The following is a 12,126-nucleotide window of genomic DNA, read 5'->3' as shown; positions in this document are numbered from 1 at the left end:
GCCCCGCACGGCTCACCGCCGCGGTCACGGCTCGCCCCGCCCGCCCCGCACCGGCAGCGACACCCGCACCACCAGCCCGCCCCCGGGCCCCGGCCCCGCCGGTCCCGGCTCCGCCCGTACCGTGCCGCCGTGGGCCACGGTGATCGACCGCACGATGCTGAGGCCGAGCCCCGCGCCTGGTCCCATCCGGTCCCGCCCCTCCCCGCGCCGGAACGGCTCGAAGAGCCCGGCGACGTCCGCGGGGTCGACCACGGGGCCGGTGTTCGCGACGGTCAGCAGCCCGCCGTCGGCCGACACCTCGACCGTCCCGCCCGGGACGTTGTGGGCCACCGCGTTCGCCACCAGGTTGCGTACCAGCTGGGCCAGCAGCAGCCGGTTGCCCCGGACCGTCCCGGCCCGCGTGACCTCCGCGTGGACGCCGTACCGAGCGCACTCCTCCTCGACGACGCCGCCCAGGCCCACGTCCGTCTTCTCCCTCTCCTCCAGGCCACGTTCGCTGCGCGCGAGCACCAGCAGGCCGTCGATGAGCCGCTCGCTGCGGCGATTGGTGTCCAGCAGGACCTGCTTCACGTCAGAGTCCTCCAGACCCACCTGGATCGCGGCGCGCTGGGTGGCCAGCGGCGTCCGCAGCTCGTGCGAGGCGTTCGCGACGAACCGGCGCTGGCTGTCGAGGGCCTTCTCCAGCCGGGCCAGCAGTCCGTCGATCGTGTCGCCGAGCTCCTTGAGTTCGTCGTCGGGGCCCCGCACGGCGATCCTTCCCCAGCCCTCGCCCCGGGGGACGCCCGCGGGGGTGTGCTCGGAGAGCCGCCGCGCCCTGGCGGTCATCGCGTGGACCGGGCGCAGCACCCGTCCCGCCGTCCACCACCCCACGACCACCGCGCACACCGCCGTACCCAGCAGCGCGAACGCCGACCAGACGAGCATCTGCTCGGATGCCGCGTCGCTCACGGTGCCGGTGAGGTCCGAGAGCCGGTGCACGGTCACCGCCGGCTGCGGCGCGCCGGCCTCGCGCGCGGCGATCGACGCCGCCTCGTCCCTCGTACCGGCCCTGGCCAGCAGGTTCACGACCGCCAGCAGACAGGCGCCGAACACCAGGAACACCGCGCCGTAGACCATCGCGATCCGGGTCCTGATCGTGGAGCCGGTACCGAGGCGGCCGGTCACAGCACGTATCCCACGCCCTGGAGGGTGCGGATCAGCCCCGGCTCCCCGAGCTTTCCGCGCAGCTTGCTCATGCACACCCGCACCGCGGCCGTGAACGGGTCGGCGTGGGCGTCCCAGGCCCGTTCCAGCAGTTCCTCGGCGGACACCGCGGCGCCGTCCGCCTCCAGCAGGATCTGCAGGACGGTGAACTCCTTCGGGGAGAGCTCCAGGTCCCGGCCGTCGCGATGCGCCGTGCGCCGCACCGTGTCGAGTCGCACCCCGTGCCGTTCCAGCAGCGGGGGGAGCGGGGGCCGGGCGCTGCGCCGCCGCAGGGCCCGGACGCGGGAGACCAGCTCCGGGAACTCGAACGGCTTGGTCAGATAGTCGTCGGCACCCAGGTCGAGTCCGGCCACCCGGTCCTCCGTGGACGCCGCCGCCGTCAGCATCAGGATCCGGGTCGTCGAGGCCGAGGAGACCAACTCGCGGGCGACGTCGTCCCCGTGCAGCCGGGGCAGGTCGCGGTCGAGGACCACCACGTCGTAGTCGTGGAGGCACAGGTGGGCGAGGGCCTCGTCACCGCTGTGGACGGTGTCGACGGCGAAACCGGCCCTCCGCAACCCGGTGGCGACCAGGGCCGCCAGCACTTCCTCGTCCTCCGCGACCAGTACCCGCATCCCCCCTTCCTACCGGAACGGATGTTTCGGGAACGTCTCCACCGGCGGAGCGGTGCCTTCCGGCGGTGGCCCCGGTCGGGTGGACCCGTTTTGTGCGTGTGAGTCGATCTTCCGGCGGCCGTTAGGATTTCGACCATGGCGGCCACTGGATCCGAGAAGCAGGGGACGAGCGAAGGCGTGAAGGCCTTTTACGTATCGACCCCCATCTACTACGTCAACGACGCTCCTCACCTGGGCCACGCCTACACGACCGTCGCAGGCGACGTGCTCACGCGCTGGCACCGTCAGCGCGGCGAGAAGGTGTGGTACCTCACCGGCACGGACGAGCACGGTCAGAAGATCATGCGTACCGCGGAGGCGAACGGCGTCACCCCGCAGGAGTGGTGCGACAAACTCGTGGAGGAGGCGTGGAAGCCCCTCTGGGAGCACCTGGAGATCGCGAACGACGACTTCATCCGCACCACCGAGCGCCGGCACACGGATCGCGTCCAGGAGTTCGTGCAGGACCTGTACGACAAGGGCGAGATCTACAAGGGCGGCTACGAGGGCCCGTACTGCGTGGGCTGTGAGGAGTACAAGCTCCCCGGCGAGCTGCTGGACGGCGAGGGCGAGTTCGCCGGCGAGAAGCTCTGCCCCGTGCACAAGAAGCCGGTGGAGATCCTCAAGGAGGAGAACTACTTCTTCAAGCTCAGCGAGTACGGCCCGAAGCTGCTGGAGTTCTACGAGGCCAACCCCGGCTTCGTCCAGCCCGAGTCCGCCCGCAACGAGGTGGTGAACTTCGTCAAGCAGGGGCTGCAGGACCTGTCGATCTCGCGGTCGACGTTCGACTGGGGCATCCCGATCCCGTGGGACGAGAAGCACGTCATCTACGTGTGGGTCGACGCCCTGCTGAACTACGCGACGGCGGTCGGCTACAACGAGAACCCGGCGAAGTTCGAGGACACGTTCCCGGCGAACGTCCACCTCGTCGGCAAGGACATCCTCCGCTTCCACGCGATCATCTGGCCCGCGATGCTGATGGCGCAGGGACTCCCGGTGCCCGGGAGGATCGCGGCCAACGGCTGGCTGATGGTCGGCGGCGAGAAGATGTCGAAGTCGAACCTGACGGGCATCAAGCCGCAGGACCTGACCTCGCACTTCGGCGTGGACGCGTACCGCTGGTACTTCCTGCGGGCGATCGCGTTCGGCCAGGACGGATCGTTCTCTTGGGAGGACTTCTCCGCCCGCTACACGAGCGAGCTCGCCAACGACTACGGCAACCTGGCGTCGCGGGTCGCCGCGATGGTGGGCAAGTACTTCGGCGGCTCGCTGCCGGAGGCATCCGCCGACGGCGAGGCCGAGAAGGCGGTCCGGGCGGGCCTGGCGAAGGCCGTGGCCGAGGCCGACCGCAAGATCGGCGAGGAGCTGGACTTCCAGGGCGGGATCCTGGCGGTCTTCGACTTCGTGAAGCAGGTCAACGGCTACATCACGGAGCAGGAGCCGTGGAAGGTCGCCAAGGACGAATCCGAGGAGGGCCGTGCCCGCCTCGCGACCGTCCTCTACACGGCCGCCGAGTCGCTGCGCGCCGTGGCCGTGCTGCTGAACCCGGTCATGCCGGACACCTCGCAGAAGCTGTGGGACTCCCTGGGCGCGGAGGCGTCGCTCGGCGCCCTCGCGGACCAGCGGGTCCAGGACGCGGCGGAGTGGGGCGGGCTGCCGGCGGGCTCGACGGTGACGAAGGGCGCGGTGCTCTTCCCGCGTCTCGAGGAGCCCAGCAAGGCCTGAGCGGCCGGCGCGGACGCTACGCGCCGTCGACTCACCGGCCGCGTGCGCGACGCGCGCCGGAGCGTACGGACGGGCCCGGGAACACGGTTTCCCGGGCCCGTCCGCGTATCCGGGGCCCGGCTGCGGGCCGGGCCGTCAGCGCGCCAGTGAGACGCTGTCCCCCATCACCACCACCGGCCGCTTGTCCGGGTCCAGCAGGCGCAGCAGGTCCGCCATCCGGTCCAGTCCGAGCGAGACGCAGCCCTGGGTGGGGCCGTCGTGGTCGACGTGGATCCAGACGCCGCCGCCTCGGTCCCAACCCATGGGCCGCCGCTCGTCGAGCGGGGTCAGTCCGGACTCCCGGTTGTAGTTGATCGCGACGACGTAGTCGAAGGACCCCCGCAGGGTCTCGCCCCGGAAGCCGGTGCCGACGGCGACGAACTCCTCGGACTGGTGGTACGGGAGTTTCGTGCCGGGGTCGGGCAGCCGCCCGCCCGCGTCGGTGAGCCCGAAGACGCCGATCGGCGAACGGTGGTCGCCGGCCCAGTGCTCGTCGGTCCACCCCTTCAGGGCGTTGCGCGCGGGCCACGGCCCGGCGACGGCCCTCCAGACCTTCTCCTCGTCGCGCTCGTAGAGCGTGGCCGTGGACTCGCTGGAGTTCGTGGACCTCCCTCTCACCACGAAGGCCTGGTGGGTGCCGTCGGGGACGAGCTCACTGGTCCTGGGGCCGACCCCGGGGAGTCCGGCGGGCCCCACACGGTCCGCGGCGGGCGGGCCGGCATGCGGTCCCGCGTGCGAACCCGGCGGGCCGGCGTGCGGCGCTCCGCCGTCCGGCGCCGCGGGAAGGGGGCCGGCGGCCGGGGGCGGCGCCGAGGGCTTCGCGCAGCCCCCGAGCAGCAGTCCGGCGGCCAGCAGTGGCAGCGCTGCTCTGGTCAGTACGGTGCTGAGCACTCCGCGATGTCCTCTCGTGATCCTCGTGCGTGCGAGCGGCCGGACGGTCCGGGCGGTCCCGCACGACGCGTGCGGACCGGGCGGCCCCTGCGGGCGCGTCCCGCGCCTGGCCGGGTCCCGGTGGGCCGTCGACGGCTCCTCGCGTGCATTCCCGCTGCCGAGCCGCCCGTCGTCGGCACGGCGCCGTGAACGACTCGGAAGGAGCACGAAAACAACGCGGAAGGGCCCGGAACCTGATGGTTCCGGGCCCTTGCGGGGTTCTTCACCGCGCCCGCGCCGCCGTGGGGCCGGGGTCGGCCGTCGGACTCGTCAGCCGGCGTGCCGGTGCGGCGTCACTTGGTGGGCTTGTACGGCGTCGGCTTCGCCGGCCCCTTGTAGATGCCGATGTGCAGCTCCTTCAGGCGGGCTTCCTCGACCTCCGCGGGGGCGCCCATCAGCAGGTCCTGCGCGTTCTGGTTCAGCGGGAACGCGATGGTCTCGCGGATGTTCGGCTCGTCGGCCAGCAGCATCACGATGCGGTCGACACCGGGGGCGATGCCGCCGTGCGGCGGGGCGCCGTACTGGAAGGCGCGGAGCATGCCGGAGAACTCGCGCTCGACGGTCTCACGGTCGTAGCCCGCGATCTCGAAGGCCTTGAACATGATGTCGGGCTCGTGGTTCCGGATGGCGCCGGAGGACAGCTCGACGCCGTTGCAGACGATGTCGTACTGCCAGCCGAGGACGTCCAGCGGGTCCTGGGTCTCCAGGGCCTCCAGGCCGCCCTGCGGCATGGAGAAGGGGTTGTGCGAGAAGTCGAGCTTCCCGGTCTCCGGGTCCTTCTCGTACATGGGGAAGTCGACGATCCAGCAGAACCGGAAGACGTTCTCCTCGAAGTGACCGGAGCGGCGCGCGGCCTCGACCCGCACCGCACCCATGATCTTGGAGACCTCGTCGAACTCACCGGCGCCGAAGAACACGGCGTGGCCGGGCTTCAGGCCCAGGCGCTCGGTGAGGGCCTCGACGTTCTCCTCGGTGAGGAACTTGGCGATCGGGCCGGAGAGCGTGCCGTCGTCACCGACGCGCACCCAGGCCAGGCCCTTGGCGCCCTGCTCCACGGCGTACTCGCCGAGCTGGTCGAAGAACTTCCGCGGCTGGTCCTGGACGGCCGGCACCGGCAGGGCGCGGACGTGCTTCCCGGCGAACGCCTTGAACTCCGAGCCCTCGAAGACGTCGGTGGTGTCGACGAGCTCCAGCTGCGCCCGCAGGTCCGGCTTGTCGGAGCCGTACTTGAGCATCGCCTCGCGGAAGGGGATCCGCGGGAACGGCGAGGTGACGTGGCGACCGCCGCCGAACTCCTCGAACAGCTCGGTCATCAGCTTCTCGACCGGACGGAAGACGTCCTCCTGCTCGACGAAGCTCATCTCGATGTCGAGCTGGTAGAACTCGCCGGGCGAGCGGTCGGCGCGGGCGTCCTCGTCACGGAAGCAGGGCGCGATCTGGAAGTAGCGGTCGAAGCCCGCGATCATCAGCAGTTGCTTGAACTGCTGCGGGGCCTGCGGCAGCGCGTAGAACTTGCCGGGGTTCAGCCGGGACGGCACCAGGAAGTCACGGGCGCCCTCGGGGGAGGTCGCGGTGAGGATCGGGGTGGCCATCTCGTTGAAGCCGAGCGCGGTCATCTTGTGCCGGATGGCGGAGATGACGGCGGTGCGCAGCATGATGTTGCGGTGCATGCGCTCGCGGCGCAGGTCGAGGAAGCGGTACTCCAGGCGCCGCTCCTCGTTGACGCCGTCGTCCGTGTTGATCGTGAAGGGCACCTGCGCGGAGGAGCCGAGCACCTCGACGTCGGTGACCTCGATCTCGATCTCGCCGGTCGGCAGGTCCGGGTTGACGTTGTCCGTGCCACGGGCGGAGACCTTGCCGTCCACGCGGACGACGGACTCCTTGGTGAGGTGGCTCAGGGCCTCGTTGGCCGGGGTGCCGGGCCGGGCGACGAGCTGGACCAGGCCGTAGTGGTCGCGCAGATCGATGAAGAGGATGCCGCCCAGGTCTCGGCGATTGTGCAGCCAGCCGCTCAGCCGGACGTCGGTGCCGACGTCAGAGGCGCGGAGCTCGCCGCAGGTGTGGGACCTGTACCGATGCATCGTCGTTCATCCAGTCTTCGCGATGGGGGATGTGGGCGGACCCACCCAGGTTACCGCCCGGCCCATGGTCGCCCTCCCGGATTACGGCGCGGTGCCGCGCGGCCCGGCGGAACGGCGGATCGCCGGTGACCGGCCGGGCCCTCCGACCCAGCGGGTGTGGGCCGGAGCAACCTGAATACAGTAGGAAAATGCGCACCGAGGACGTCCTGGCCGCGACGGCGACCGGCCTGTGGCGCTGGGACAACGCGTCGGGGACGGTGAGCCTCGACGCGGAGGCCGCCCGGCTGCTCGGGCTGCCCGGCGGGGGCGGCACGTACACCACCTCGGCAGTGCGCTCCCGTCTGCACCCCGTCGACTGGAACGAGGTCAGCGGCATCATCGGACTCGCGGTGGCCGAGGGGACCCTCGCCGAGTCCCGGGTACGGGTCGTCGACATGGAGGGGCGGGTGCTGCGCACCGTGCGCAGCCGCTCCAAGCCGGTGGTCGAGGGCGACGGCTACCACCTGTTCGGCACGATCCAGGAGGTCCCGGAGCCGCAGCCGGGCACGAGCGCGCACACCCCCGTGACCGGCGACTGGCGGCGTTCGCGGGAGGCGTTCCTGCTGGACGCGGGCCGTGCGCTGGCCGAGGCCCGGTCCACCGCCGAGGTGCTGCGGGTCGCGGCCTCGCTGTCGATGCCCGGCTTCTCCCCGGACGGGCTCGCCGTCTTCGGGGTCAGGGCGGACCGGCTCAGGGTCCTCGGGCACCACGGCTACGACGAGCACGAGGCCGGACCGCTCGCCGACATGCCGCTCGACACCGCGTACCCCGCGGCCGAGGTCATCCGCACGGGTCGGGCGCTCTACGTGCCGACGCCGGAGGACTACCGCCGCCGCTACCCCACGATGTGGCCGCTGATCGAGGTCTACGGCAGGCAGTCGTGGGCCTTCCTGCCGCTGATCGTCGCGGGCCGCACGATGGGCACCTGGATGGCCGCGTTCAGCCATCCCGTCGCCTTCACCCCCGACGAGCGCTCGGTCCTGACCACGGTGGCCCGGATGCTGGCGCAGGCGCTGGCCCGCGCCGGGGTCGCCGAGAACGAACGGGAGCTGTCGCTGGGCCTCCAGCGCTCGATGATGCCGTCGCTGGGCCCGGGCATCCCGGGCATGTCCGTGGCGGCCCGGTACGTGCCGACCGGCGGCGGCCTCCAGGTGGGCGGCGACTGGTACGACCTCATCCCGCTGCCCGGCGGCGGCTCCCGTCCCGAGGGGCCGGGCGGCGGGAGGATCGCGCTGGTCATCGGCGACGTCCAGGGCCACGACGTGCGGGCGGCGGGGCTGATGGGGCAGCTGCGCACCGCTCTGCGCGCCTACGCCTCCGAGGGCCACCGCCCCGACGCGGTGCTGGCGCGGGCCTCGCGCTTCCTGGCCGGGCTGCACGACTACACGGAGAGCGAGGCGTACGACGACGGCGACCCCGTGGGCGGCCACACCGCCCCCCGCTTCGCGACCTGCCTCTACCTGGAGTGCGACCCCGCGACCGGCACCATCGAGATCGCCCGGGCCGGGCACCCCGATCCGGCGATCAGGATGGCCGACGGCACGGTGATCCTGCGTCCCACCGCCGGCGGTCTGCCGCTGGGGATCGACCCGGACTCCGACTACCCCACGACGCAGATCGTGCTCGAGCCCGGCGAGACGATCATGATCTGCACGGACGGGCTGCTGGAGACGGGCGGCCACGACCTGGACAGCGGGTGGGAGCGGATCCGGGCCGTGCTGGAGGAGCACCGGGACGAGGCGGGCTCGCTGGAGAAGCTCGCGGACGCCCTGGTGCAGGCCGTGCACGGGCCGGCCTCGCACCACACCACCGGCCCGCTGTCGGACCGGCGCGAGGACGACATCGCGGTCGTGCTGCTGTCCCGGCACGGCAGGCCCGCGCGCCGGGCCCCGCGGCGCTCGGTCCTCACCGTGTGCCAGGCGGAACCGGAGCGGATCTCGGTGGCGCGGCGGCAGATGCGGGACCTCCTGCACGACTGGGCCGACGAGGAGCAGATCGACGCGGCCGTGCTGATGGTCTCCGAGATGGTCACCAACGTGCTCGTGCACACCGACGGGGACGCGCTGATGGTGGCGGAGGCGGTCGGTGAGCACGGCTGCCGGCGGCTGCGGGTGGAGGTCTCGGACACGAGCGACGAGCTGCCGCACAAGCGGCGTCCCGGCGAGCTGGCGTCGTCCGGCCGGGGGCTGGTGCTGATGGAGATGCTCGCCGACCTGTGGGGTGTGGACCCGAGGGGCGAGGGCAAGTCGATCTGGTTCGAGCTCTACGAGCCGGGGTCCGGGGAAGGGCCCCCGGAAGCGGTGCCGCCGGGCCCCTGCGTGGGCTCGCCGACGGCCTCGTAGCGGCTGCGCAGCTCGCCGACGATCCCGAACGCGGCCGCCGTCAGCGGCACGGCCATCAGCATCCCGAGGATGCCCGCGATGCCCGCACCCGCAGTGATCGCCAGCATCACCACCGCCGGGTGCATCTGGACGGTGCGGCTCTGGATCATCGGCTGGAGCACGTGCCCCTCCAGCACCTGCACGGCGAGGACGACGCCGAGCGCCCAGAGCGCGATCACGAAGCCCCGGTCGGCGAGCGCCACGAGCACGGCCATCGAACCGGAGATGAACGCCCCCAGATAGGGGATGTAGGCGAAGACGAAGACGAGTGCGCCCAGCCCGACCGCACCGGGCACCCGCAGGACCAGCAGGCCCACGGTGATGCAGACGGCGTCGATCAGGGCGATGAACGTGGTACCGCGCATGAAGCCCTCGACCGCCTCGAAGGCCCGGCGCCCCATCGCCTCCGTCATGTCCCCGGTGGACTGCGGGACGAGGGAGCGCAGGGTGGAGACCGCGCGGTCGGAGTCGCGGAGGAAGAAGAAGATCAGCAGCAGGGCCAGCACGGCGATGGCGATCGTCTCGCCCACGACGCTGATGCCGGAGATCACCCCCGACGCGGCCGTCCCGCCGAACTTGGAGAGCAGTTCCTTGGAGTTGGTGGTCAGGTCGTCGAGAGAGGTGCCGGCGGCGCCGAAGTGCCGGGCGAGGTCGGCCGCGGCCCGCTTGAGGGAGGCGATGATCTGGTCGCCGGACTCGATCAGCGCGTTGACCACGATGTACATCGCCCCGCCGACGACGGCGACGACGGCCGCACAGGTGATCCCGGCGGCGAGGGAACGCTGCACCTTCATCCTGATCAGCCGCCGGTGCAGCGGGCCGAGCAGCGCCGTGCCGAGCAGCGCGAGCAGCAGGGGGGTGACGGCGGTCTTGAACTCGACGATCAGCCAGACGCCGACGGCCGCGACCCCCGCGACGAGCAGCGCGGCGGCGCACCAGGCGGCGAGGCGCTGCACGGGCCGGGGGAGAAGGGTCTGGGGCGGCACGGTCCCAGCCGATCACGCCCGGCGCGGCCCGTCCCGTCCGCCCGGTCCGGACGGGTGACGTCCCGTCAGCGGAGGGCGGACGGGGGATCCCGTCGGGCGGGGTGCGGCCGGGATGCCCGGCCTCCCGGGGCGGGCGGCGTCCGCCGCCCGCCTGCCGGGTCGCGGTCCCCGGGGCCCTGAGGACTCACATGCCGTGGACGGCCGGAACGGTGCCGAGGCGGCCCTTCTGGAAGTCCTCGAACGCCTGCTGGAGCTCCTCGCGGGTGTTCATGACGAACGGCCCGTAGTGCGCCATCGGCTCCCGGATCGGCCGGCCGCCGAGCAGGACGATCTCCAGGTCGCCGGTGCCCAGGGCGTCCTGCTTCTCGTCGGCCCGCACGGTCAGGGCACCGCCCTCGCCGAAGACCGCGGTCTGGCCCATGTGGACGGGCCGGCGCTCGGTGCCGACCGAGCCGCGTCCGGCGAGGACGTAGGCCAGGCCGTTGAAGTCCTCACGCCACGGCAGCGTGATCTGCGCGCCCGGCCGCAGGGTCGCGTGGATCATCGTGATCGGCGTGTGGGTGATGCCCGGCCCCTCGTGCCCGTCGAGCTCGCCGGCGATCACCCGCAGCAGGGCGCCGCCGTCCGGGGAGGTCAGCAGCTGCACCTGGCCGCCGCGGATGTCCTGGTAGCGCGGGTCCATCATCTTGTTCGCGGCCGGGAGGTTCACCCAGAGCTGGAGCCCGTGGAAGAGCCCGCCCGACATGACGAGGTCCTCCGGAGGTGCCTCGATGTGGAGCAGCCCCGAGCCGGCGGTCATCCACTGGGTGTCGCCGTTGCGGATGGTGCCGCCGCCGCCGTTGCTGTCCTGGTGGACGAAGGTTCCGTCGATCAGGTACGTGACGGTCTCGAAGCCGCGGTGCGGGTGCCAGGGCGTGCCCTTGGGCTCGCCCGGCGCGTACTCCACCTCGCCCATCTGGTCCATCATGATGAACGGGTCGAGGTACTTGTAGTTGATCCCGGCGAACGCGCGGCGCACCGGGAAGCCCTCCCCCTCGTACCCCTGGGGCGCCGTGCTCACGGCCAGCACGGGCCGCTGGACGGCGTCGTCGGCCGCGGTGACGCGCGGCAGGGTGAGCGGGTTCTCGACAGTCACTGCAGGCATGGGGACCTCCTTGTGCGTCCAGATTAGTTGAATGCTGAACTTCTCGCCACCCTCAACACGCATCCCCCGGGACGCATTCCCGGACGCCCGCTGCGGGAGGGGCCCGGAACGGGCGGGTCCGCACACGGAGCCCCCGCACACAGACGACCGGCGAGCACCGCGGGAGGTGCTCGCCGGTCGTAGGCGGAGAGGGGGTGGGGGATCAGCCGTACATGCGCCGCATCGCGAAGTCGACCATCTGCTCGACGGCCTTCGCGTCGAAGACCATCCGGTGCTCCCCCTCCATGTCGAGGACGAAGCCGTACCCGGTGGGAAGCAGGTCGATCACCTCCGCGCCCGTGATCACGAAGTACTTGGACTCCTTGCCCGCGTACCGGCGCAGCTCCTTCAGCGAGCTGAACATCGGGATGACCGGCTGCTGCGTGTTGTGCAGGGCCAGGAAGCCGGGGTTGTCGCCGCGCGGGCAGTACACCTTCGACGTCGCGAAGACCTGCTGGAAGTCCTCCGCGGAGAGGGACCCCGTCGTGAAGGCCCGCACCGCGTCGGCGAGCGAGGGGGGTGACGGCTCCGGGTACAGCGGCTGCTCGCCGTAGCCCGCTCCGGGCATCCCGGCGCCGGGCATGCCCGCACCCGACATCGGCTGCTGCGGCGGAGGGCCGTAGTGCTGCTGACCGCCGGGGGTCTGGTCGTAGCCGTACATGGGCGCAAGCCTACCGAGGCCGCGCCGGGCGCGGGCCCGGCCACCGGTCGCGCCTCAGCCCCCGAGCTCCCCGGCCCTGGTCGCGTTCGGCGAAGGGCGTCGCGGGTGCCCGCGAGGGCCGGGCGCGGGCCTCGCCCCGCCGGACGCGGTCGGTCTGCGCCGGGGTGTGGACCGGGGCCCGGACAACGGGACAGTCTGGAGTGAGTCGGCGGGCCGCAAGTGCCTTGGATGCGGGCCGCGTCACA

9 protein-coding genes are annotated in these 12,126 nt (G+C 72.1%); 2 read left to right on the top strand and 7 right to left on the bottom strand.

Annotation, left to right across the window (positions count from 1 at the left end; genetic code table 11):
* Positions 1-24: 24 nt before the first annotated feature.
* Together QRN89_RS18150 and QRN89_RS18145 are read right to left on the bottom strand one after the other, a co-directional pair.
* Complete coding sequence (locus tag QRN89_RS18150; protein WP_290353756.1) at positions 25-1,116, bottom strand: sensor histidine kinase; 1,092 nt, start codon at positions 1,114-1,116, stop codon at positions 25-27.
* 44 nt (positions 1,117-1,160) lie between these two features.
* Positions 1,161-1,817 carry a response regulator transcription factor gene (locus tag QRN89_RS18145; RefSeq protein WP_290350472.1) on the bottom strand — a complete coding sequence of 219 codons (657 nt, stop codon included), beginning with the start codon at positions 1,815-1,817 and terminating at the stop codon, positions 1,161-1,163.
* 135 nt (positions 1,818-1,952) lie between these two features.
* On the opposite strand from QRN89_RS18145, the gene metG reads away from it, so the two are divergent.
* On the top strand, positions 1,953-3,581 hold the full coding sequence (gene metG, locus QRN89_RS18140) for a methionine--tRNA ligase (protein WP_290350471.1): 1,629 nt from the start codon (positions 1,953-1,955) through the stop codon (positions 3,579-3,581).
* Between the two features lie 135 nt (positions 3,582-3,716).
* Here the strand turns inward: metG and QRN89_RS18135 are convergent, their stop codons facing one another.
* Positions 3,717-4,511 (bottom strand): hypothetical protein, encoded by a 795-nt coding sequence (locus QRN89_RS18135; protein WP_290350470.1) that lies wholly within the window; start codon positions 4,509-4,511, stop codon positions 3,717-3,719.
* Positions 4,512-4,843: 332 nt separating this feature from the next.
* The gene (aspS, locus tag QRN89_RS18130; RefSeq protein WP_290350469.1) at positions 4,844-6,631 is read right to left on the bottom strand and encodes an aspartate--tRNA ligase; all 1,788 of its coding nucleotides are present in this window, start codon (positions 6,629-6,631) and stop codon (positions 4,844-4,846) included.
* Between the two features lie 188 nt (positions 6,632-6,819).
* Between aspS and QRN89_RS18125 the strand changes: the two genes are divergently transcribed.
* On the top strand, positions 6,820-9,012 hold the full coding sequence (locus QRN89_RS18125; RefSeq protein WP_290350468.1) for an ATP-binding SpoIIE family protein phosphatase: 2,193 nt from the start codon (positions 6,820-6,822) through the stop codon (positions 9,010-9,012).
* On the opposite strand, the gene QRN89_RS18120 is transcribed toward QRN89_RS18125, so the two are convergent.
* From QRN89_RS18120 to QRN89_RS18110, 3 genes are all read right to left on the bottom strand, one after another.
* The gene (locus tag QRN89_RS18120) at positions 8,934-10,037 is read right to left on the bottom strand and encodes an AI-2E family transporter (protein WP_290350467.1); all 1,104 of its coding nucleotides are present in this window, start codon (positions 10,035-10,037) and stop codon (positions 8,934-8,936) included. The two genes, QRN89_RS18125 and QRN89_RS18120, sit on opposite strands and share 79 nt — an antisense overlap.
* A gap of 184 nt (positions 10,038-10,221) precedes the next feature.
* On the bottom strand, positions 10,222-11,181 hold the full coding sequence (locus QRN89_RS18115; RefSeq protein ID WP_290350466.1) for a pirin family protein: 960 nt from the start codon (positions 11,179-11,181) through the stop codon (positions 10,222-10,224).
* A gap of 202 nt (positions 11,182-11,383) precedes the next feature.
* Positions 11,384-11,881: an SseB family protein gene (locus tag QRN89_RS18110; RefSeq protein ID WP_093653707.1), complete on the bottom strand. Its 498-nt coding sequence runs from the start codon at positions 11,879-11,881 to the stop codon at positions 11,384-11,386.
* Between the last annotated feature and the right edge of the window lie 245 nt (positions 11,882-12,126).

Origin of the sequence: Streptomyces sp. HUAS CB01, assembly GCF_030406905.1 — a bacterium.
Classification (GTDB): Bacteria; Actinomycetota; Actinomycetes; order Streptomycetales; family Streptomycetaceae; genus Streptomyces; species Streptomyces chengbuensis.
The sequence above is the reverse complement of the archived record's forward strand: the minus strand, read 5'-3'. Positions and strand labels throughout refer to the sequence as shown.

Coding starts and splice junctions, on each gene's coding strand:
- metG (WP_290350471.1), top strand. CDS start 1,953: ATGGCGGCCACTGGATCCGAGAAGCAGGGGACGAGCGAAGGCGTGAAG.
- aspS (WP_290350469.1), bottom strand. CDS start 6,631: ATGCATCGGTACAGGTCCCACACCTGCGGCGAGCTCCGCGCCTCTGAC.
- QRN89_RS18115 (WP_290350466.1), bottom strand. CDS start 11,181: ATGCCTGCAGTGACTGTCGAGAACCCGCTCACCCTGCCGCGCGTCACC.
- QRN89_RS18150 (WP_290353756.1), bottom strand. CDS start 1,116: ATGGTCTACGGCGCGGTGTTCCTGGTGTTCGGCGCCTGTCTGCTGGCG.
- QRN89_RS18110 (WP_093653707.1), bottom strand. CDS start 11,881: ATGTACGGCTACGACCAGACCCCCGGCGGTCAGCAGCACTACGGCCCT.
- QRN89_RS18125 (WP_290350468.1), top strand. CDS start 6,820: ATGCGCACCGAGGACGTCCTGGCCGCGACGGCGACCGGCCTGTGGCGC.
- QRN89_RS18145 (WP_290350472.1), bottom strand. CDS start 1,817: ATGCGGGTACTGGTCGCGGAGGACGAGGAAGTGCTGGCGGCCCTGGTC.